The organism is Fructilactobacillus sp. X7R4C1 (assembly GCF_059901115.1).
Genome location: NZ_JBWXVD010000006.1, coordinates 1 through 20,759 on the forward strand (window position 1 = coordinate 1; position 20,759 = coordinate 20,759).

General features: G+C 40.1%; 19 protein-coding genes and 5 tRNA genes. 20 read left to right on the top strand and 4 right to left on the bottom strand.

The annotated features are described in order from the left end of the window. Positions 1 to 4: 4 nt before the first annotated feature. The 4 genes from AC6UC9_RS06230 to glnA all read left to right on the top strand — a co-directional run bounded on the left by AC6UC9_RS06230 (position 5) and on the right by glnA (position 2,186). A tRNA-Asn gene (locus AC6UC9_RS06230) sits at positions 5 to 77 on the top strand. A 56-nt stretch (positions 78 to 133) separates the two neighbouring features. After that, positions 134 to 206: transfer RNA gene (locus AC6UC9_RS06235), tRNA-Thr, on the top strand. Between the two features lie 244 nt (positions 207 to 450). Next, entirely contained in the window at positions 451 to 834 is a 384-nt protein-coding gene (locus AC6UC9_RS06240; protein ID WP_500694500.1) for a MerR family transcriptional regulator, read from the top strand. 11 nt (positions 835 to 845) lie between these two features. Next, the gene (glnA, locus tag AC6UC9_RS06245) at positions 846 to 2,186 is read left to right on the top strand and encodes a type I glutamate--ammonia ligase (protein ID WP_500694499.1); all 1,341 of its coding nucleotides are present in this window, start codon (positions 846 to 848) and stop codon (positions 2,184 to 2,186) included. A 35-nt stretch (positions 2,187 to 2,221) separates the two neighbouring features. Here glnA and mscL read toward each other — a convergent pair whose 3' ends face one another. After that, positions 2,222 to 2,596 (bottom strand): large-conductance mechanosensitive channel protein MscL, encoded by a 375-nt coding sequence (gene mscL, locus AC6UC9_RS06250; protein WP_500694498.1) that lies wholly within the window; start codon positions 2,594 to 2,596, stop codon positions 2,222 to 2,224. Between the two features lie 130 nt (positions 2,597 to 2,726). Between mscL and AC6UC9_RS06255 the strand changes: the two genes are divergently transcribed. The 4 genes from AC6UC9_RS06255 (at position 2,727) to AC6UC9_RS06270 (ending at position 5,273) form a co-directional block, all read left to right on the top strand. Further along, on the top strand, positions 2,727 to 4,211 hold the full coding sequence (locus AC6UC9_RS06255) for a peptide MFS transporter (protein WP_500694497.1): 1,485 nt from the start codon (positions 2,727 to 2,729) through the stop codon (positions 4,209 to 4,211). A gap of 128 nt (positions 4,212 to 4,339) precedes the next feature. Then, a tRNA-Tyr gene (locus AC6UC9_RS06260) sits at positions 4,340 to 4,422 on the top strand. 8 nt (positions 4,423 to 4,430) lie between these two features. Next, positions 4,431 to 4,502: transfer RNA gene (locus AC6UC9_RS06265), tRNA-Gln, on the top strand. Positions 4,503 to 4,571: 69 nt separating this feature from the next. Beyond that, the gene (locus tag AC6UC9_RS06270; RefSeq protein ID WP_500694496.1) at positions 4,572 to 5,273 is read left to right on the top strand and encodes a GntR family transcriptional regulator; all 702 of its coding nucleotides are present in this window, start codon (positions 4,572 to 4,574) and stop codon (positions 5,271 to 5,273) included. 41 nt (positions 5,274 to 5,314) lie between these two features. Here the strand turns inward: AC6UC9_RS06270 and AC6UC9_RS06275 are convergent, their stop codons facing one another. Next, positions 5,315 to 6,049: a WecB/TagA/CpsF family glycosyltransferase gene (locus AC6UC9_RS06275; RefSeq protein ID WP_500701474.1), complete on the bottom strand. Its 735-nt coding sequence runs from the start codon at positions 6,047 to 6,049 to the stop codon at positions 5,315 to 5,317. Between the two features lie 89 nt (positions 6,050 to 6,138). Here AC6UC9_RS06275 and AC6UC9_RS06280 point away from each other — a divergent pair, with 89 nt between their 5' ends. From AC6UC9_RS06280 to AC6UC9_RS06310, 7 genes are all read left to right on the top strand, one after another. Beyond that, positions 6,139 to 7,605, top strand: coding sequence for a nicotinate phosphoribosyltransferase (locus tag AC6UC9_RS06280; RefSeq protein WP_500701475.1), 1,467 nt, complete (start codon positions 6,139 to 6,141; stop codon positions 7,603 to 7,605). A gap of 9 nt (positions 7,606 to 7,614) precedes the next feature. Beyond that, positions 7,615 to 8,454 (top strand): NAD(+) synthase, encoded by an 840-nt coding sequence (gene nadE, locus AC6UC9_RS06285; protein WP_500701476.1) that lies wholly within the window; start codon positions 7,615 to 7,617, stop codon positions 8,452 to 8,454. A 65-nt stretch (positions 8,455 to 8,519) separates the two neighbouring features. After that, positions 8,520 to 10,688: a Tex family protein gene (locus tag AC6UC9_RS06290; RefSeq protein WP_500701477.1), complete on the top strand. Its 2,169-nt coding sequence runs from the start codon at positions 8,520 to 8,522 to the stop codon at positions 10,686 to 10,688. A 12-nt stretch (positions 10,689 to 10,700) separates the two neighbouring features. After that, positions 10,701 to 11,150, top strand: coding sequence for a SprT family protein (locus AC6UC9_RS06295; RefSeq protein WP_500701478.1), 450 nt, complete (start codon positions 10,701 to 10,703; stop codon positions 11,148 to 11,150). A 6-nt stretch (positions 11,151 to 11,156) separates the two neighbouring features. Beyond that, positions 11,157 to 12,044, top strand: a complete 888-nt coding sequence (gene thrB / locus AC6UC9_RS06300; RefSeq protein ID WP_500701479.1) for a homoserine kinase — start codon at positions 11,157 to 11,159, stop codon at positions 12,042 to 12,044. Between the two features lie 56 nt (positions 12,045 to 12,100). Further along, positions 12,101 to 12,186: transfer RNA gene (locus AC6UC9_RS06305), tRNA-Leu, on the top strand. Between the two features lie 135 nt (positions 12,187 to 12,321). Next, positions 12,322 to 13,764 (top strand): catalase, encoded by a 1,443-nt coding sequence (locus AC6UC9_RS06310; RefSeq protein WP_500701480.1) that lies wholly within the window; start codon positions 12,322 to 12,324, stop codon positions 13,762 to 13,764. A gap of 64 nt (positions 13,765 to 13,828) precedes the next feature. Here the strand turns inward: AC6UC9_RS06310 and AC6UC9_RS06315 are convergent, their stop codons facing one another. After that, complete coding sequence (locus AC6UC9_RS06315) at positions 13,829 to 14,989, bottom strand: LCP family protein (RefSeq protein ID WP_500701481.1); 1,161 nt, start codon at positions 14,987 to 14,989, stop codon at positions 13,829 to 13,831. Positions 14,990 to 15,178: 189 nt separating this feature from the next. Here AC6UC9_RS06315 and AC6UC9_RS06320 point away from each other — a divergent pair, with 189 nt between their 5' ends. From AC6UC9_RS06320 to AC6UC9_RS06330, 3 genes are read left to right on the top strand one after another with little or no spacing between them, the layout of a single operon-like run. Next, complete coding sequence (locus AC6UC9_RS06320) at positions 15,179 to 16,126, top strand: AEC family transporter (RefSeq protein ID WP_500696790.1); 948 nt, start codon at positions 15,179 to 15,181, stop codon at positions 16,124 to 16,126. A gap of 51 nt (positions 16,127 to 16,177) precedes the next feature. Beyond that, positions 16,178 to 17,155: a DMT family transporter gene (locus tag AC6UC9_RS06325; protein WP_500701482.1), complete on the top strand. Its 978-nt coding sequence runs from the start codon at positions 16,178 to 16,180 to the stop codon at positions 17,153 to 17,155. A 23-nt stretch (positions 17,156 to 17,178) separates the two neighbouring features. Next, positions 17,179 to 17,850: a 2,3-bisphosphoglycerate-dependent phosphoglycerate mutase gene (locus AC6UC9_RS06330; RefSeq protein ID WP_500701483.1), complete on the top strand. Its 672-nt coding sequence runs from the start codon at positions 17,179 to 17,181 to the stop codon at positions 17,848 to 17,850. Positions 17,851 to 17,941: 91 nt separating this feature from the next. Here AC6UC9_RS06330 and rpiA read toward each other — a convergent pair whose 3' ends face one another. Beyond that, on the bottom strand, positions 17,942 to 18,631 hold the full coding sequence (rpiA, locus tag AC6UC9_RS06335; protein WP_500694485.1) for a ribose-5-phosphate isomerase RpiA: 690 nt from the start codon (positions 18,629 to 18,631) through the stop codon (positions 17,942 to 17,944). Positions 18,632 to 18,788: 157 nt separating this feature from the next. On the opposite strand from rpiA, the gene AC6UC9_RS06340 reads away from it, so the two are divergent. After that, positions 18,789 to 19,325, top strand: a complete 537-nt coding sequence (locus AC6UC9_RS06340) for a dCTP deaminase/dUTPase family protein (protein ID WP_500701484.1) — start codon at positions 18,789 to 18,791, stop codon at positions 19,323 to 19,325. A gap of 15 nt (positions 19,326 to 19,340) precedes the next feature. Then, positions 19,341 to 20,723, top strand: a complete 1,383-nt coding sequence (gene radA / locus AC6UC9_RS06345; RefSeq protein ID WP_500701485.1) for a DNA repair protein RadA — start codon at positions 19,341 to 19,343, stop codon at positions 20,721 to 20,723. The last annotated feature ends 36 nt before the right edge of the window (positions 20,724 to 20,759 follow it).

A 20,759-nucleotide genomic window follows, 5' to 3' on the forward strand; every position in this document is an offset into this window, starting at 1 on the left:
TTATTCCGGCATAGCTCAGTTGGTAGAGCACCTGACTGTTAATCAGGTTGTCGACGGTTCGAGCCCGCCTGCCGGAGCTATGTCTGAGTGCTAACAACAATTGCCGTTAGCACTTTTAATTTATCGTCATTTTGCCGGCTTAGCTCAGCTGGTAGAGCATCGGTATCGTAAACCGAGGGTCACAGGTTCAAGTCCTGCAGCCGGCATAAATCTTTTATTCATTCTTAATGATGATTAAACCTTTGGCATAGCAATAATGGGTGAATAGAATCTAATGGTGTGCTTGAAGATGCACATACATACATGAAGACACAAGAATTTATTTCTTGTGTCTTTTTTTATATTGCAAGTTTTATGTTAAACTTGGATCAGTGTTACATTTCATAACATAGGTTGTTGACGCTTATATCAATAACGAATAGAATGGTGTCATATCAAGGAGATATGCGTATGAGTGAAAAAGTACTGAGGAAATCTTTAGCGGTTCTGCCAATGGGAACGGTTATGAAGCTTACTTCCTTATCATCCAGACAAATAAGGTATTACGATGATCATGGTCTTGTTCATTCTAAACGAACATCAGGAAACCGACGTTTGTATTCATTAGATAATGTGGACCAAATTCTTGAGATTCACAACTATCTTATTGAAGGAATGACAATTGCTCAGGTTAAAAGAGTATTTGAGAAACAACGTCGTCGAAAACTTTTACATAGTGGTGATAAATCACTTAGTGATGAAGATGTCCGCGAATACTTGAAAGACGATATTTTAAAAGCTGGACGCTTGTATGATGATTCTGATTTAAAGCAACAGGGTAAGTATTTAAAATAAGGAGACTACTTATGGTACATGATTATACAAAAGACGACATTCGCCAAATGGTAAAAGATGAAGACGTCCGATTTATTCGACTAATGTTTACTGACTTGATGGGCAGCATCAAAAATGTTGAGGTACCCGTTAACCAACTAAACAAGGTTTTAGATGGTAAGATTATGTTTGATGGATCTTCAATTGATGGTTTCGTACGCATTGAGGAAAGTGATATGTACCTGATCCCTGATCTTTCAACGTGGATGGTCTTCCCATGGGGTGACGAACACGGTAAGGTTGCTCGTCTGACATGTAGTGTTCATACATCAGATGGCGAGGTGTTCGTTGGTGATCCAAGAAATAATTTAATGCGTGTTCTGGATGAAATGAAAGAAATGGGCTTTTCTAACTTTAACATTGGCCCAGAACCTGAATTCTTCTTGTTCAAAATGGACGATAAGGGTAATCCAACCACTGAATTGAATGATCACGGAAGTTACTTTGATTTGGCACCAATGGATTTGGCAGCCAATATTCGTCGTGATATGGTTCTTGAATTAGAAAATATGGGCTTTCGAGTTGAGGCTTCTCACCATGAAGTAGCATCTGGACAACATGAAATTGATTTTCAGTACGACAACGCCGTGGTTACGGCAGATCATATTCAAACCTTTAAGTTAGTTGTAAAAACAGTTGCTAGAAAGTACGGATTATACGCCACTTTCATGCCAAAGCCACTGAATGGTATCAATGGATCTGGGATGCACATCAACATGTCATTGTTTGATAAAGATGGTGACAACGTCTTTTATGATAAAGATGGTGACCTGGAATTATCACAAACGGCATACTACTTCTTAGGTGGACTTTTGAAGCACGCTAAAGCATTAACTGCTGTATGTAACCCAATCGTTAACTCCTACAAGCGACTAGTTCCTGGCTTTGAGGCACCGGTCTATGTGGCATGGTCGGCATCTAACCGTTCACCATTAGTTAGAGTTCCAGCTAGTCGTGGTCTTAGCACTCGCCTTGAACTTCGAAGTGTTGATCCTTCAGCTAACCCATACTTAGCAATTGCATCAATTCTTGAAGCTGGTTTAGATGGTATTAAAAACAAAATTGAACCAGGTGAACCAATTGACCGTAATATCTATCATATGGATGGCAAGGAACGAAAATTAGATCATATTGAAAACTTACCTTCCACCCTTCATAATGCGCTTAAAGCATATGAAGCTGATCCACTTATGAAGAAAGCCATGGGACCTCACATGTATCAAAATTACTTGGATGCAAAGAACATGGAATGGAATGCTTACAGACAAAACGTTTCTCAATGGGAACGCGACAGATACCTAGATATGCTATAAAAAAACACCAACAGAGCGTTGGTGTGATTAAGGAATTACTTTTTAAGCAGTTTAACAATTTCAGCTAGATATTGATCAGTAAGGCTCGGTTCTTGAGCCTTCTTTTCTTGCTTTTTTTGATTTTTATTAGTTAATTTGTTGATAAATTTGACCAATAAAAAGACGATGAAAGCAATCAGCAGGAAATTGATGACTGAGTTTAGAAATAAGCCATATTTTATCTTTGCTTTTCCAACGGTGATGGCAAGTGATGAAAGATCGATTTTTCCTAAGAACAGTCCAATAAACGGGTTAAAAATGTTATTAACCAATGAAGTCACGATCGAAGTGAAGGCAGACCCGATGATAATTCCGACGGCCATGTCAACCACATTCCCTCGTGATATAAATTCTTTAAATTCCTTGAACAATGTATTATTCACTTCCTTTTCCTTGATAATCACTATTCTAACAAATTTTTTGTCGAGATATGATTGTAAATGAAAATCAAGAATGGTATTATTTCTGATAATTGTTAAAAGATTGACAGGAGGAGATTTTATGAACGGACAAGGCGAGAAGAGTCTCGACCATGCGTTCTTTGGGCAGCCAAAAGGGTTGCAAACACTGTTCTTCACTGAAATGTGGGAACGATTCAGTTACTACGGGATGCGTGCAATTCTTTTATACTACATGTATTTCTCAGTCGCCAAGGGTGGATTAGGATTTTCTCCAACCACAGCAGCTTCAGTTATGGCAATTTACGGTTCACTGGTATTTCTAACTTCAGTGTTAGGTGGTTATTTAAGTGACCGAGTTTGGGGGAGTCGAAAGACCGTTCTGTATGGTGGAATTTTAATTATGTTTGGGCACGTGGTACTTTCATTACCATTTGGTGCCGGAGCGTTGTTTATTTCCATTGTCTTAATCACCGTTGGTACTGGACTGTTAAAACCAAATGTTTCAGAAATGGTTGGTGCCTTATATGGTGAAAATGATCCAAGACGTGATACTGGATTTACTATTTTTGTTTTTGGGATTAACTTAGGGTCCTTCATTGCTCCAATCTTAGTTGGGACCGTCGGAATGGACTTTAATTTCCATGCTGGATTCTCACTTGCTGCGATCGGAATGTTCTTTGCTTTAATTTACTACTACTTTAGCGGTAAAAAGACTTTGAGTATCGATGGCTTATATCCAAGTGATCCCTTAGAACCAGATGATTTGAATCGTTTAGTTCTTGAAATTATTGGTGGCTTAGCTGTATTTGCCGTTATTATCGCGGGGATGTGGTACTTTAAAGTTTTGAGTATTGATAACTTTGTTTTGTTATTGAGTATCATCGCAATTTTAACCCCAATTATTTACTTCGTTGTTATTTTGAGAAGTAAGAAGGTTACTAAGACAGAACATTCACGGGTTCTTGCCTATATTCCATTATTTATCGCTGCTGCGGTATTCTGGGCCATTGAGGAACAGGGCTCCGTTGTTTTGGCTTTGTTTGCTGAAAATCAAACTAACAATAACCTTGGATTTTTGCACATTAATGCTACTTGGTATCAGTCACTTAACCCATTGTTCATTATGCTGTACACACCACTGTTCGCATTCTTATGGACATATCTGGCTAAAAGAAAAGAAGAGCCCAGCTCCCCAGTTAAGTTTACGTGGGGAATGTTTTTCGCTGGATTTTCGTACTTATTTATGATGATTCCAATTTTCCTATTTGGTTCATCAGCTAAAGTTAGCCCATTATGGCTAATTGGTAGTTGGGCCATTGTTGAAATTGCCGAAATGTTGATTTCACCAATTGGGCTTTCCGTTACCACCAAACTTGCTCCGAAAGCATTTGAATCACAGATGATGAGTATGTGGTTCTTAGCGGATGCTGCTGGTCAGGCGGTTAACTCACAAATCGTTAAGTTCTACACTCCGGGACACGAAATCGCGTACTTTGGAATCGTTGGACTTGTAGCCATCTTGTTTGGAATTGTCTTATTATTGATGATCAAACCAGTGAAAAAACTGATGGATGGAGTAAATTAAAATCACTATAATGAAAGGCGCTGTAAAGTTAGCGCCTTTTATTTTTTGAAAAAAAGTATTGACTAACATCATGATCCCGTGTAATATAATAAACGTTGATTCGTTACTACGAATTACTCATTTATTATGGAGGGGTAGCGAAGTCTGGCTAAACGCGGCGGACTGTAAATCCGCTCCTTCGGGTTCGGTGGTTCGAATCCACTCCCCTCCATTGATTCTTGGGCTATAGCCAAGTGGTAAGGCAACAGGTTTTGATCCTGTGATGCGCTGGTTCGAACCCAGCTAGCCCAATACTAATTATTGGTGTAAAATCGACTAACAAATGTTAGTCGATTTTTTTATGCCAAGGTAGGAGTAATTATGACAGTACCTGTTTATATTAAAATTCATGATGATATTAAGAGTAAGATCGAAGACGGAAGCTGGAAAGTGGGAACCCGGATTCCATCTGAAAGAAAACTATCCGAACAGTACGGAGTAAGTCGGATGACGTTCAGGCAAGCTGTTCAAGCGCTCGTTGAGGATGGAATATTAAAACGGATTGCCGGTTCAGGAACGTACGTTACTAACCAAAAGGTTCAAGAAAAGATGTCCGGAGTAACCAGTTTTACTAACATTATGCTGGCTCAAGGAAAAAAGCCATCCACCAAAACCTTGTCATATAAGATTGTTGAGCCCACCTTTAAGGAAGCCTCCGTCTTGGGGCTGAGTCAGGATGATCGGGTTTTGCGGATGAATCGGATTCGCTATGGGGACGACATTCCGATTTGCTATGAAGTGGCAGCTGTTAATGCATCGATGGTCGAAGGGTTAAGTGAAGAAGATGTTTCTAGTTCCCTGTATCGTTCTTTAGAGGACAAGAAGGGACTTCGTCCAAGAAGCGCGAAGCAATTTATTTCGGCGATTTTAGCGACTGATCGAATTGCTGATTTACTGGATATTGAGGTTAAGGCACCCATTCTTAAGCTAAAACAGATATCTTATCTTCAAAATCAGCAACCATTTGAGTTTGTTCAGGCTCAGTATGCTGCTGAGCGATTTGAGTTTTACCTAAATAAATAAAAAAGAGCCCTACTAACGAGGGCTCATAAAGTTGGATGAGATCACTTCTCATCCTTTTTTTGTTTTCGAACTAATTTTAAAAATTCAGGAATGGCTAGCATTCGTTTAAAACGGGTGGGTTCTTTAAAAAGGCGATAGAGCCATTCGATGTGATGATTAATCCAGAACTTAGGAGCTCTCTTGACGTGTCCAGCTAAAACGTCAAAGCTGCCTCCAACCCCAATCCACAGCCCGTTATTTTTGGCTCGATATTTTGCTATGAATTCTTCTTGGCTAGGGAAACCGGTCGCAACAAAAATCATGTCAATGTCGTTGTTTTCGATGTTGTTAATGATGGGAGAGTCGTTTTTAAAATAGCCGTCCTGCATCCCCACAATTTTTAAATGTGGATAGTTAACGGTTAAGACTTTTCGTAAATCAAATACGACATCGGGTTTGGCTCCCAGAAAATAAGCTGACTTGTTATTTTGGTTTCCCCAAGCTAATAGTGTTTTAAAAATGTCATAGCCGGTAATTCGTTCTGGCATCGAGTCATTTAACATTTTGGCGCCCTTGATAATACCAATCCCATCCGGAACGACGTAAGTAGCCGTTTTTAAAATTTTTTGGTAGTGAGGGTGACGATTAGCATAAACGACGATTTCTGGATTTGCGGTTACCACGAACGTGTTTTGGTGGCCGTCTATTTGGGATTCAATTACTTGCATAAATTCGGTGAAAGTCGTGTTAACAAAGGGGATGGAAGCGATGTCGGTGGTCGGAAATTTGTGCGTCATCTGTTAGCCTTCTTTTTGGTTATTATGTGATATAATGTGCAACGAGTAACAACAATAGTTTAGCCTGAAAGGGCTAGAGGAGATTAAAGATGTCAACATTACAAAGTCCTGATAATTTAACTTTACACACTGACTATTATGAAATCAATATGATGGCAACTTATTTTGAAAAACATATGCAAAATCGTCATGCTGTATTTGAAGTTTTTTTTAGAGACATGCCCTTTGGAAATGGATATGCCGTCTTTGCAGGATTAAAACACATTATTGAATATATCAACAACCTTCACTTCACTGATGAGGACATTAAGTATTTAAAGTCAATTAGCGATTATTCCGATGAATTTTTAGATTATCTTCGTAACTTCAAGTTTACTGGAACAATTCGTTCTGCTGTTGAGGGTGATTTAGTTTATAACAACGAGCCCATTGTTCAAGTTGAAGGAACGATTGCGGAATGTCAATTAGTTGAGACCGCTATTTTGAACATGGTGAACTATCAGACTTTAATCGCTACTAAAGCGGCTCGAATTCGAATGGTAGCTGGAAATAATCCTTTAATGGAGTTTGGTAGTCGTCGAGCCCAAGAAGTTGATGCAGCACTGTGGGGAACCAGAGCGGCATACATTGGTGGGTTTAACGCGACTTCCAATGTGTTAGCTGGTAAGGAATTTGGCATTCCTGTCAGCGGAACGATGGCGCACTCTTTGATTGAATCATTTGGAAATGACTATGATGCATTTATGGCGTATGCCCAAACCCATAAGAACTGTACTTTTCTGTTAGATACCTTTGATACCATTAAAAGTGGGGTCCCAAATGCAATTCGAGTTGCAAAAGAAATGGGCGACAAGATTAACTTTCAAGGTGTCAGAATTGATTCCGGTGATATGGCGTACTTATCAAAAAGAGTTAGAGAAATGCTGGATGAAGCTGGCTTTAAGGATGTTCAAATTGTGGCTTCCAACGACCTTGATGAATACACCATTAGTAGTTTGAAGATGCAAAATGCCAAAATCGACTCTTGGGGAGTTGGGACCAAGCTAATTACGGCTTTTGACCAACCCGCACTTGGTGCGGTTTACAAGTTGGTCTCAGTTGAAGATGAACAAGGGCACATGGTCGATACCATTAAACTTTCCAATAATGCTGAGAAGGTTTCCACTCCAGGTAAGAAGCAAGTTTGGCGGATTACTGAAAAAGACGACGGTAAGTCTGAGGGAGATTACATCACACTTGATGGTGAAGATCCACGTGAACAGTCTTCCGTGTACATGTTCCATCCGCATTTCACGTACATTAACAAGACTATTACCAACTTTAATGCTCAACCGCTCTTACAGGATATCTTTAAAGATGGAAAGCAGGTATATCAAATGCCGACGTTAGAGGCTACTAAGCAGCATGCGACTGACTCTTTGAAGGCACTCTGGCCAGAGTACAAGCGTCAGTTAAATCCACAAGATTACCCAGTTGATCTTTCTAAGAAATTATGGGACCACAAGATGAGTTTGATTAATGAAATTCATAATGGGGTTGAGCAAAAATTAGAGTAGGTGATAGTAATGGATGAGAAACAAAAACGACTGCAAAAACAGATTATTAATGCTTTAAGGGTTCAGCCAAAGATCGATCCTGAAACAGAAATTAGACGTAGTGTTGATTTTATTAAGGATTACGTTAAAAAGAATTCGTTCATTAAATCAGTAGTACTGGGAATTTCTGGTGGTCAAGATTCCACTTTGACGGGAAAATTGGCATCGATGGCAATGAATGAATTAAGGGAAGAAACGGGTGATACTGAATATCAGTTTATTGCGGTTCGCCTTCCTTATGGTGAACAAGCTGATGAATCGGATGCTATGGAAGCTATTGATTTTATGGATGCTGATCGGGTTGAACGCGTCAATATCAAGGATTCAGTCGATGCGATGGTAAAAGCGGTTGAAGCTAACGGTGATGCTGTCTCTGATTTTAATAAGGGCAACGTTAAAGCTCGGACGCGGATGATCGCACAGTTCACCATTGCTGGTGCCAATCAAGGGATTGTACTTGGCACTGATCATGCCGCCGAGGCGGTGACTGGTTTTTACACTAAATTTGGTGACGGTGCCTCTGATATTGTTCCAATTTGGCGACTGGATAAACGACAAGGTCGTGCGCTTCTTGAGTACCTTGACGCACCTAAAAACCTTTACGAGAAAACCCCAACGGCGGATCTTGAAGATGATCGTCCAGCTCTTCCAGATGAAAAAGCACTTGGGGTTAGTTATAAAAATATTGATGACTTTTTAGAAGGCCAGGACATTAGTTCTAGTGCAGCTAATGTGATTGAAAATTGGTATTTGAAAACTCAACATAAGCGACACCTTCCCATTAATGTTTATGATACGTTTTGGAAATAAATTTGATTACAATAACTCCGTTAATTATTTAATGGAGTTTTTATTTGAAAGATTATGGTGAAAAAATGGAAAAAACTTTAATTGATCAAACTGCAAAAGCGTTACCACACATTTCGAAACGACAAATTCAACAAACCTTAGAAATGCTTGAGGATGGTAATACCGTTCCGTTTATTGCACGATACCGCAAAGAGAGAACCGGTAATTTGGATGAGGTTTCCATTCGGGAACTTGAGGATACTTACCAGCGTCTAGCAAAGCTGAGCCACCGAAAGGAAGAAGTGGTAAAAAAGATTGACGAAGAAGGCCAATTAACCAAGCAGTTAAAACAAGACATCTTAAATGCTGACAGTATTCAGATTGTGGAAGACTTGTATTTGCCATATAAGCAAAAACGAAAAACAAAGGCGATGGTTGCAAGGGAACAGGGATTAGAGCCACTTGCAACTGCAATTTTAAAGTTTCAAAATGAGCCATTAAAACAACTGGCAAAGTCCTTTATAGATGATGATCACGACGTTAGTTCCGTTAATGACGCTTTAGATGGAGCCCGTGAAATCATTACGGATGCCATTGGAAACAACGCTAAGTTTCGGGAATGGATTCGAAACTATACCTTAAAAAACGCTATGCTGGCGGCAAAGGTTAAACCTAAAGGAAAGGTCAATGACGAAGGTGGCGTTTATGGTGATTACTACGATTTTAGTGAGCGAGCCAAAACGGTTCCGAGTTATCGGGTTTTAGCAATCAATCGTGGTGAAAAAGCAAAGGTATTGACCGTGAAACTAGATGTTGATGTTAATGCCATTATGCATTACATTGATTTTCATGTGGTTAGTAATCATAATGGTCCCGCAGTTGACTTTGTTAAAGACGCTTCAAAAGATGCTTATAAGCGCTTCATCGGTCCTGCCATCGAACGTGAAATTCGTTCCACTATGACTGAAGCCGCAGAAAATCATGCCATTGAAGTGTTTGGAAGAAATCTGTATCACCTGTTAATGCAGGCGCCAATCAAGGGTAAGGTGGTTCTTGGTTTTGACCCAGCGTACCGAACGGGATGCAAACTAGCGGTCATTGATGCAAACGGTAAATTCTTGGCAAAGGAAATTATTAAAGCCACTAAACCAGCAACGGAATCACAACAAGCGCGTGCTAAAGAACAGTTGATTGACCTGATTAAGAAGTATCACGTTCAAATGATTGCAATTGGTAACGGAACGGCGTCACGCGAATCGGAACAATTTGTCGCTGATGCAATTAAATCCATTGATTATCTGGTTCATTACGTAATTGTTAGTGAAGCTGGGGCATCGGTATATTCTGCTAGTAACAATGCGCGAAAAGAGTTTCCTAACCTTCACGTTGAGGAACGTTCAGCCATTAGTATTGGAAGACGACTACAGGATCCACTTTCTGAGTTGATTAAGATTGACCCCAAAGCGGTTGGGGTTGGTCAGTACCAGCATGATGTCTCTGAAAGTAACCTTGATGCACAGTTGGATCGGGTGATTGAGACCGCCGTTAACCAAGTCGGGGTCAACTTGAACACCGCTAGTCCAAATCTACTTGAACACATCTCGGGATTAACTAAATCCACTTCACAAAATATTGTTGAATATCGAGATGAAAACGGTGCTTTTTCTAACCGTAATCAATTAAAAAAAGTTAAACGATTAGGACCAAAGGCTTTTGAACAATCAGTTGGATTTTTACGTATCATTAATGGCAAGAATCCATTGGACAATACTGATATTCACCCAGAAAGTTATCGGCAAGCTAAACAAATCTTGTCAGCAATGGGACTTACAATTGATAATTTTAGTTCTGATGAAGGTCGAAAAAAGCTTGAAAAAGCAAATGAAGTTGATTTATCACAATCACTATCAATTGATCAGCAGTTGGTCAAAGATATTTTAGCTAGTTTGAAAAATCCCGGACGTGACCAACGTGATACGATGGCGAAGCCGTTGCTTAAATCGGATGTCATGAAGATTGAAAATTTGAAATCGGGAATGAAATTACAGGGAACCGTTCGCAATGTTACGGATTTTGGTGCGTTTGTCGACATTGGGGTAAAACAGGATGGTCTCGTTCATATTTCAAAAATGAGTGATCGGTTTATATCGGATCCAGCAAAGCTTGTTTCTGTTGGTGACATTGTCGACGTGTGGGTGTTAAGTGTTGATTTAGATCGAAAACGAATTAAACTTTCCATGGTTGGTCCAGAATAGGAGCGAACTTATTTGCATGACGATGAATTACAGAAACTGGTCGAACAAATTTCATTGGAGTCATTTGGGAAACCATTTAAGCACCGCGCATATTTTAATGGTCGATTGAAAACCACGGGTGGTAGATACCACCTTAAAGACCATAATATTGATATTAATCAGACGATGGCGAAGAGGATCTCTAGAGAAGAATTAGTGGGAATCATTAAACATGAACTCGTTCATTATCATCTTCATTTAGCAGGGTATTCCGCTAATCATCGTTCAAAAGAATTTAAGCAGTTGTTAAGAGCTGTAGGTGGTAGTCGTTATGCTCCAATTTTGAAAGCACAATCAGCTTATCATTATCTTTATGAGTGTACTAAGTGTGGCCAATTATATCGACGAAAGCGACGGGTTAATATCTCACGTTTTGTATGTAGTAAGTGTCGTGGTAAGCTAAAACTAGTTAAGAAGGAGTGAAGTATCATGGAAAAAATTATTGTGAGGGTCCCAGCAACTTCTGGTAATGTTGGTAATGGCTATAATTCGGTTGGGCTCGCTCTTCACATGTATTACACGGTGATCGTTGAAGAAGAAACTGAGAAGTGGCGGGTCAATCATGCGTTTGGCGATTCAGTTCCTCACGATGACAAAAATTTGGTGGTTCAAACGATTTTAAAGGTTAACCCTAAAATCATGCCCCATCAACTAACGGTAATGTCAGATGTTCCACTGGAAAAAGGACTTGGATCTAGTACCACAGCGATTGCTGCGGGAATTAAAATTGCTAACAAGCTTGAAAATATGAATTTATCAGTTAATGACCAAATTAATATTGGGAGTCGAATGGAGGGACATCCCGACAACATTGCATCAGCCATTCTGGGAGACATAACAATTTCTCACTATGAGGATGGAAAGACGGACGTTGTCAAAGCTCATATGCCCGATGAGATGCAAGCCTTGGTTTTCATTCGAAATGAAAAGATTACCCAACAGAAGGGAATGGAACGTTTCCCAAAGGAAATTACGTTTGGTCAAGAGGTACAGACTAGTAGCGCTTCGAACGTTTTTGTCGCTGCATTAATGCAAAATGATTGGAATAAAGCGGCCCGAATGATTGAAGCTGATAGTTTGGTTCGCACTGGACAGGGTAATGATTTTAAAGACTTCAAAGTAATTAAACAGACTGCTCATGAACTAGGAATCTACGGAACTTACATTAGTGGAGTGGGTTCATCGATTATTACGCTAGGAGATTATGACCAACTCACCAAGTTACAACAGAAGATTGAAAGTAACGATCAATTGGATGGAGTATGTAAGTTAGTTGACCTTGATAGGGATGGTGCCACGATTCGTGGTGAAGAATAATTAAAAAATTCATTGCGCTATCTCGTTAAATTTGCTATGATGTTTATTGTAGCAATGCGGCCATGGCGGAATTGGCAGACGCGCAAGATTAAGGATCTTGTCGGGATTTATCCCGGTGGAAGTTCGAGTCTTCTTGGCCGCATCATTTAATTCAAGAACACCATATCATTTTAAGATATGGTGTTCTTTTTAATTCTAAGTCTCTTTTGTTGACATTAAGTTGTGCACGATTAATCTAAGAAGTGAACGATTAATTAACAAGGATGGTGTGATAATTATGTCAGATAAATTAACAACCGAAGCTGGTCAACCGTGGGCTAATAACGAACATTCTCAAACAGCTGGTGTTCGTGGTCCTGTTTTGATGCAGGATTATCAATTACTAGAAAAGTTAGCTCATTTTAATCGTGAGAGGATTCCAGAGCGAGTCGTTCATGCTAAAGGTGCTGGCGCCAAGGGCGTTTTTAAACTTACACATGACATGAGTAAGTACACTAAAGCTGATTTATTCAATGGTGTGGGCAAAGAAACCCCAATGACCATTAGAATCTCGCAGGTTGCGGGTGAAGCTGGTTATCCTGACACCGTTCGTGATGTTCGTGGATTTGCGTTGAAATTCTACACGCAAGAAGGCAATTACGACATTGTTGGTAATAATACTCCGGTGTTCTTTGTTAACGATCCACTTAAGTTTCCTGACTTTATTCATTCCCAGAAGCGTGATCCTAAGACTCATTTACGTTCACAAGAGATGCAGTGGGATTTCTGGTCTCACTCACCAGAATCAGTTCACCAGGTCACCTACCTGATGGGTTATCGTGGTAATCCGGCTAGTTATCGAACAATGAATGGTTATGGAAGTCACACGTATAAGTGGGTTAATAAAGAAGGGACTCCATTTTGGGTTAAGTATCACTTCATTAGTCAACAAGGGGTTAAGAACATGACTAATGAACAAGCTTCAAAAGCAGCAACTGAAGATACCGATTATTTAATTCATGATTTATACGATGCAATTGAACAAAAGAACTATCCAACATGGAAAGTTTACGTTCAGATTATCCCTTATCAAGCAGGAATTGATTACAAACCAGATATTTTTGATGTAACTAAGGTGGTTTCTCATAAGGATTACCCACTACAAGAAGTTGGGGAATTTACCTTAAACCAAAATCCAACTAACTATTTTGACGATGTGGAAGAATTAGCTTTCTCACCCGCTAACCTAGTCCCTGGGATTGAAGCAAGTCCTGATAAGTTACTTCAAGGACGGTTGTTTGCGTATAAGGACGCGGAAAGATATCGTTTAGGCGCTAATTATGAACAATTAAAGGTCAACCGTCCATTAGACAAGGTTGAAAATTACGAACGTGATGGTCAAATGGCACAAGGACAAGACGGATCGGTCAACTATGAACCAAACGGTAAGGGTGGTCCAGTTGAAGATTTGAGTGCTTCAATCAGTCCCGATAAAGTGGAAGGTGAAACCGGAGCCTTTAAACCCTATGACACTGACTACTATAGTGCCGCCGGAAAGTTGTATCATGTAATGAAACCAGAGGAACGTGATCGCCTGATTAATACGATCAAAGAAACGCTTGGTTCCGTTGATAATCATGAGATCCAAATCCTAGAAACCAGACAATTTTATAAGGCTGACCCAGAGTATGGGACTCGAGTAACAAAGGCTCTTGGTCTTGATTTAAATGAAATTAGATAAAAGATCCCATAAATAAAAATAGACTTGCAAGATAGGTTATTAGCCCTATTCTTACAAGTCTATTTTAATATGCTGGTGCCGTTGAGTTTTGATCGGTGGTACTCCCTGATGAATCATTGGTAGCAGTATTGTTGTTGAATGGATCACCATTACTAGGGGAATTGGTTTCTTGTTGTTTAGGAGTTAAACCCTTAGCTTGCGGTAAATTCAAGGTGGTTCGAATATGGTTTGAGACGTTCATCAATTCGTCTGGTTGGGCGACTTGATAACTGACTCCGTTAATCATTGCTTCATTCCCCTGAAGGGTCTCAGACTTGATGTGATGAGTGGCTGGACCATACTTAGATCTAATGGCAATCATGTCATCAAAGGATAAATCGGTTTTGAGGTTTCCATTTAATGATTCAAGAATTTGTTGGTACCTGGGAATGGAAGAAATTCCCATTCCTTTCATCACTAATTTTTCTAAGACTTGCCGTTGTCGCTGTTGGCGACCGTAGTCACCTTTCGGGTCATCATCCCTCATTCGAGAATAATCAAGGGCTTGATCACCATCTAGATGGGTCATTTTGCCCTTAACTACATTGGCATTCCCATACTTAAACGTCAATGGTGGCTTCACTTCGACACCCCCAACGGAGTCAACCATCTGTTTTAAACCACCCATGTTAACGATCGCAAAGTAGTCGATGGGAACGTTTAAGAGATGCTGGACAGTTGAAATGGCAGTCTTTGGACCACCGATGGTGTAAGCAGCGTTGATTTTTTCGTATGGCTGTGAGTCACCGTCGACCACGACCTTGGTATCGCGGGGGATACTGGTTAAGTAAGTGGTCTGCTTTTGCGGGTTAACGGTAGCAACGATAATGGTGTCGGTGCGGCCAACGTCGTGTCTACCAAGGGCGCCCGTGTCGGTTCCCATTAGTAAGATTGAAAACGGCTTTCGTTTCTTTAGAAGGTTTGAGACGTTTCTTGATTTTCCAATTCCATCGTCTTGAAACGTTCCTCCAAAGGAATGACGAGCCTGGGTGTAAGCACGGAAACCAAAAGCAAGGGCAATGATGACAATCAATAAGATGATACCCATAAAAGTCCAGGCAACTGGATGGTGCGGTTCGTTATCATAGTCAACGGCTGGCTCTGATTTTGGTTCGGAAAAATGTGGATTACCAGCTCTCCGGCTATATTCGCGATTGTCGTCATTATTATTATCGTAGTTTGACATTATTATTCCCCGCTTATTTATTAATACTGCCCCAAATTATATAGCAGTTATGGCAGCTAACGCTAGTTATTTCTCAACTTTTTAGTAGATTTTAATATAACCGTATTATTCTTATTGGGGCAATTTCTAGTGGTGTAAAATCGTGTGGTACAATAACTTAAGTAAAACTTACAAGAATAGGATGATCAAATGGGTATTTTTTTTAAGAGTATATCAGGGATATTAATTGTACTGATCATGATCGTGCTCGGTTTTGTTTTGGCTAAACGGCACTGGTTTAATGATGATTCAACTAACTTAATTGTTAAACTGGTTATTGACGTAGCCTTGCCGTGTTACATGATCTATACGATTGGTCGCGATTTTACGACCGACACGTTACTTTCAACGTTGCCAGACTTAAGATTTCCGGTCGTTAGTATGTTAATCATGTTTGGGATTTCGGTGGCAATTGCGCGGGTGATTCGAATTAAAAAGTATCATCGGGGGGTGTTTGAATCGATGTTTTTAAATTCAAACACCGTCTTTGTCGGATTGCCGGTTAATATGGCTCTGTTTGGGGCCAAAAGTTTACCGTACGTGTTAGTTTACTACATGGCTAATACGACCTTTTTTTGGACCATTGGTGTTTACTTAATCCAACGTGATGGGGACGCTAATTCCAAGTTTGACTGGAAAAAGACCGTGAGTAAAATTTTGTCACCACCACTGCTGGGATTTATCTTTGGGGTGATTTTGGTTTTACTGCGAATTAAAATTCCTGATTTTTTAATGAGTGATTTTCAATATATTGGTGGGTTAACCATCCCACTTTCAATGATGTTCATTGGAATTTCGATGGCAAATATCAACTTTAACAAATTTGACTTTAGTGCCTCTAATTGGGGAATTTTACTGGGTCGATTCATTATTTCACCAATTTTAATGGCACTGTTGGTTATTCCAACCGGGATGCCAGTTTTGATGAAACAGGTCTTCATTATGCAGGCTGCCATGCCGGTTATGACTAACGCACCGGTGGTAGCCAGAAAGTATGGTGCGGACGCAGATTATGCTTCACTGATGGTCGCTGAAACCACGATCATCAGTTTAGTTGTTTTGCCCATTTTAATGGTGATTGTGCAACAAATCCATTAAGACGAGTCAATTGAAAAATAGACAAGTAAAGAATGGGAGTAGTAGCTTAAAGTGAAAAAATCAGTGATTTATGTGTTAATTTCGACGTTAATGTTTAGTTCAATGGAGATTGCCCTAAAGGTGGCAGGAAGTGAGTTTAATCCAATTCAATTGAATTTACTTCGTTTCTTCATTGGTGGGATTGTTTTATTGCCGTTCGCTTTCTATGAATTACATAAACGACGACGCAAAATCAACTTAAAGGATTGGAAGACGTTTGCGTTTACCGGTTTTGCGTGCGTGGTAATTAGTATGACCCTGTACCAGTTAGCGATTGTGTACGATAAGCCAGCTATTGTGGCCGTCCTGTTTAGTTGTAATCCGGTCTTTGCCGTAATCTTTGCGTACTTCATTTTGCATGAACGAATTGGACGGGCCAACTTAATCTCATTAATCATTTCGGTCATTGGCTTAATTGTGATTGTTAATCCATTTAACTTAACTAATCCAGTTGGAATTATTTTGTCACTCTTATCGGCTGTTACTTTCGGCTTTTACAGTATTTTGTCGCAGTATTGCTCGGTCAAAAGAGAATTAGATGGAGTGACCATCACTTGTTTCACTTTTATTGCTGGTTCTTTGGAGTTATTTGTTTTATCATTGATTACCAATATCCCGTTTGTTTCAAGTGGGATGAAATCGGTGGGATGGTTGAGTCAATTTGCGTCCATTCCGATCTTAAAGGACGTTAATTTACAAAATTTCTGGATTTTATTCTTTATCGGAGTCTGTGTAACCGGCGGAGGATTTGCGTTTTACTTTTTAGCGATGCAAGACTCAGGGGTTTCAATTGCGTCCCTGGTATTCTTTATTAAGCCTGGTTTAGCTCCAGTCTTAGCAATGATTTTTGTGGGCGAGAAGATTAATCTGCCTACCATTGTAGGAATTGTGATTATCCTGATTGGTTCGGTGGTTACGTTTGTAGGTGAGCGTTATAAAGAGACCGATTCAACCATGTTAGACGATCAGACGATTGAAGAAGGTAAATAAATTTAGTTTATTGAGGCGGTTGTATGAGTAAGTTAGTAATTATGAGACATGGCGAAAGTGTCGCAAATCACACTAATACCTTTACTGGATGGAGTGATGTTCCACTGACTAAGAAGGGCGTAGAAGAGGCAATTAAGGCCGGCAAACGCTTAGGTCAGACCGGGATTCAGTTCGGTGATGTTCATACATCAGTCTTAAAACGGGCGATTGTCACCGCTGACATTGTTTTGGACGTGATCAATCAGGATTTTATTCCTGAACATAAGACGTGGCGCTTAAATGAGCGACACTATGGTGCTCTTAGGGGTCAAAATAAAGAGGAAGTTAGAAAGCGGGTCGGAGACGAACAGTTTATGAAGTGGCGCAGGAGTTTTTACGCTGTTCCCCCTAAATTAGATCAGGTGTCCCCGATTCGAAAATATCGGCGCTTAGGTGTAATTGAGCCACCAGCTGAAAGCCTTAAAATGGCTTATGACCGGATGATTCCGTACTGGCAGGATTCGATTGCCCCCAAATTGCTGGATGGTAAAAATCAACTGATAGTTGCTCACGGAAGCACACTGCGAGCTTTAATTAAATATTTAGAAAATATCAGTGATAAAGGAATTGATGGCGTGGAAGTTAAAAACGGGAAGCCGATCATTTATACCTTTGACCCAGATTTAGATATTTTAGATAAGACCTACCTTAAATAACAAAAGGACGAAAACTCAATCAAAGTTTTCGTCCTTTTGTTATTTAGATTTTGATGATAGTTGCGTAGTTATTTTTGGGTCGGTTAAATCATTAGCGAGCTTCAATTGTTTCCGGTCCGTCGGGATGTTCTACGATAATGGTGTTTACGATGTTCAAGAACAGCCCATGTTCCACAATTCCTGTCATACTATCAAGTTTTTTGCCCAGTTGAACGGGAGTCGTGATTTCAGGTAAGCCTAAGTCAATAATGTAGTCACCAGAATCGGTTGTTAATTTCCCTCCATTCGTGCTTTGACGAAATTTCGGATGAAGTCCCATCCGATTGAGACGACGATATAGTTGGCCACTGCCATAAGGGATTACTTCAAGCGGAAGTGGAAAATTGAGTTTTTTAACCATCTTACTTTCGTCAACAATCCACATGTTACGATCAGAATTAATGGCAACGATTTTTTCCATCAGGTGAGCGGCTCCACCGCCTTTAATTCCCTGAAAATTTTTGTCAATTTGGTCGGCCCCATCAATGGTTAAATCAATGTGGTCGACTTCGTCAACATCCTTAGTAGTGATGCCTAAGCTTTCCGCGTGACGCTTAGTTTTACTGGAGGTTGGCACACCGATAATATTTAGATGTTCATTTTTGATGCGCTCTCCCAGTGCGTCTACCATGTACTTGATGGTGGTACCAGACCCAAGACCTAAGACCATCCCATCCTTAACGTGCTTAACAGCTTCTTTTCCAACGTGTTTCTTTAATTCTCGCTGATCTGCTGAATTCATTTGATTGTTCCCCTTCAAATTAAGTCGTTACTTTTAGTAACTTGACCACTATTATTAATTTTCAATGGTCTTTATGATTTTGTCAAGCAATGTCAAAATTTAAGAAATACTGGTAAAATAATAGTAGGAATTTTTGAGAATAAAGAGGTATTAGAAGATGCAAAGAGGCTTTGAGATTGTTTCAAAATATCAGAATGACGGCTTGACTTTGCCAAAACGAGCAACTGAAAAGGCTGCCGGATATGACTTTGCCAGTGCCGTTGACATGGTTATTCCGTCAATCTGGAAAACTGGTTTAATTCGGTCATTGGGTATCATTAAGGCTAGAAGAAAGTTAGATCAACAAGACATCATGGATTCAGAGAATGCTTTAAAGCCCTTTTTGGTTCCAACGGGAATTAAGGCTTACATGCAGCCAAATGAAGTATTGATTATCGCGAATCGCTCAAGTAATCCTTTAAAACGAAACTTGGTAATTCCAAACGGGATCGGTGTTATTGACGCTGATTATTACAATAATGAAAGTAATGAGGGTGAAATTTTTGTCCAGATTCTAAACTTTGGAATCGTCGACCGTAAGATTAAAAAAGGTGATCGAATTGGACAAGGAATCTTTATGCCTTATTTACTTGCGGATCAAGATGAGGGACCAAAGCTGACTCGAAATGGGGGATTTGGTTCTTCTGGCAAATAGTTAGGAAATGATTTAATGGCTAAAGCAAAAACGCAATATGTTTGTTCCAACTGTGGATATATATCACCACGATATCTAGGTCGTTGTCCTAACTGTGGTGAATGGAACACGATGGTTGAACAAACGGTCCAAAAAAATGATACCAAAAAGGCGAACGTGAGTCGGGTTTCACTGAGCGGGACTAAGTCGCAACCCCAGCTAATTAGACAAGTTAGCGCTGAAAGTGCTCCGAGGATTCAGGTTGATTCAAATGAATTGAATCGGGTCCTTGGCGGAGGCGTGGTCCCTGGTTCACTGGTTCTAATTGGTGGTGATCCGGGGATTGGTAAGTCAACGTTACTTCTCCAAGTCTCCGGTCAATTAGCAGCCTCAGGACAAAAGGTACTGTACGTCTCAGGAGAAGAGAGTGCCGATCAAATTAAGATGAGAGCGGATCGCCTCAATGTTTCTGAAAAAGGAAACTTATACCTTTATCCAGAAACGGATATGATTTCAATCAGGAAGGCAATTGAAGAAGTGAAGCCGGACACCGTTATCATTGACTCCGTTCAAACCATGCAAGAAGATGAGATCCCGTCTGCGATTGGGTCCGTTACGCAGGTTCGAGGCGTCACCTCGGATTTAATGAACATCGCAAAAACCAACAGTATTACCATTTTCTTGGTGGGACACGTTACTAAGGGTGGTACGCTTGCCGGCCCAAAGACTTTAGAGCACATGGTTGACACCGTTCTTTATTTTGAGGGAGACAAGCATCATTCTTATCGATTACTACGCGCCGTTAAAAATCGATTTGGATCTACGAATGAGCTCGGAATTTTTCAAATGGATGAAGATGGGCTAAAAGAAGTCAAGAATCCATCTGAGATTTTTTTAGAGGAACGTTTGAAGAACGCTACCGGATCAGCAATTGTGGTAGCAATGGAAGGAACTCGTCCGATTCTGGTTGAACTTCAAGCCTTAATTGTTCCTTCGGTTTTTGGGAATGCGCAAAGAACTGCGTCTGGACTGGATCGAAATCGTGTTTCACTGATTATGGCGGTTCTTGAGAAACGGGCTGGATTGATGTTACAAAACCAGGATGCTTATTTAAAAGCTGCTGGTGGGGTCAAACTTAATGAACCAGCCATTGATTTGGCAATGGCAATTAGCATTGCGTCAAGTTATGAGAATATTGGAACCGATCCAAAAGAGTGTTACATTGGTGAACTTGGTTTGACTGGTGAGATTAGAAGGGTCAATCGAATTGAGCAACGCGTTATTGAGGCCCAGAAACTAGGTTTTAAGCGCGTATTGGTTCCTAAATATAATCTAAAGGGATGGACTCCACCTAAAAATATTCAGGTCATAGGAGTTTCAACCATTACCGAAGCTCTCAAAACAGCATTAAAAAAGTAAAATATTTTCATTTCAATTGGTCTAGTTCATAATGAA

What these genes read in the sequence shown, in the direction of transcription:
- glnA (WP_500694499.1), top strand. Translation starts at nt 846, where the DNA reads ATGGTACATGATTATACAAAAGACGACATTCGCCAAATGGTAAAAGAT.
- thrB (WP_500701479.1), top strand. Translation starts at nt 11,157, where the DNA reads ATGGAAAAAATTATTGTGAGGGTCCCAGCAACTTCTGGTAATGTTGGT.
- AC6UC9_RS06340 (WP_500701484.1), top strand. Translation starts at nt 18,789, where the DNA reads ATGCAAAGAGGCTTTGAGATTGTTTCAAAATATCAGAATGACGGCTTG.
- AC6UC9_RS06240 (WP_500694500.1), top strand. Translation starts at nt 451, where the DNA reads ATGAGTGAAAAAGTACTGAGGAAATCTTTAGCGGTTCTGCCAATGGGA.
- nadE (WP_500701476.1), top strand. Translation starts at nt 7,615, where the DNA reads ATGGATGAGAAACAAAAACGACTGCAAAAACAGATTATTAATGCTTTA.
- AC6UC9_RS06330 (WP_500701483.1), top strand. Translation starts at nt 17,179, where the DNA reads ATGAGTAAGTTAGTAATTATGAGACATGGCGAAAGTGTCGCAAATCAC.
- AC6UC9_RS06275 (WP_500701474.1), bottom strand. Translation starts at nt 6,049, where the DNA reads ATGACGCACAAATTTCCGACCACCGACATCGCTTCCATCCCCTTTGTT.
- AC6UC9_RS06280 (WP_500701475.1), top strand. Translation starts at nt 6,139, where the DNA reads ATGTCAACATTACAAAGTCCTGATAATTTAACTTTACACACTGACTAT.
- AC6UC9_RS06255 (WP_500694497.1), top strand. Translation starts at nt 2,727, where the DNA reads ATGAACGGACAAGGCGAGAAGAGTCTCGACCATGCGTTCTTTGGGCAG.
- AC6UC9_RS06315 (WP_500701481.1), bottom strand. Translation starts at nt 14,989, where the DNA reads ATGTCAAACTACGATAATAATAATGACGACAATCGCGAATATAGCCGG.
- AC6UC9_RS06310 (WP_500701480.1), top strand. Translation starts at nt 12,322, where the DNA reads ATGTCAGATAAATTAACAACCGAAGCTGGTCAACCGTGGGCTAATAAC.
- rpiA (WP_500694485.1), bottom strand. Translation starts at nt 18,631, where the DNA reads ATGAATTCAGCAGATCAGCGAGAATTAAAGAAACACGTTGGAAAAGAA.
- AC6UC9_RS06290 (WP_500701477.1), top strand. Translation starts at nt 8,520, where the DNA reads ATGGAAAAAACTTTAATTGATCAAACTGCAAAAGCGTTACCACACATT.
- radA (WP_500701485.1), top strand. Translation starts at nt 19,341, where the DNA reads ATGGCTAAAGCAAAAACGCAATATGTTTGTTCCAACTGTGGATATATA.
- AC6UC9_RS06320 (WP_500696790.1), top strand. Translation starts at nt 15,179, where the DNA reads ATGGGTATTTTTTTTAAGAGTATATCAGGGATATTAATTGTACTGATC.
- AC6UC9_RS06270 (WP_500694496.1), top strand. Translation starts at nt 4,572, where the DNA reads ATGACAGTACCTGTTTATATTAAAATTCATGATGATATTAAGAGTAAG.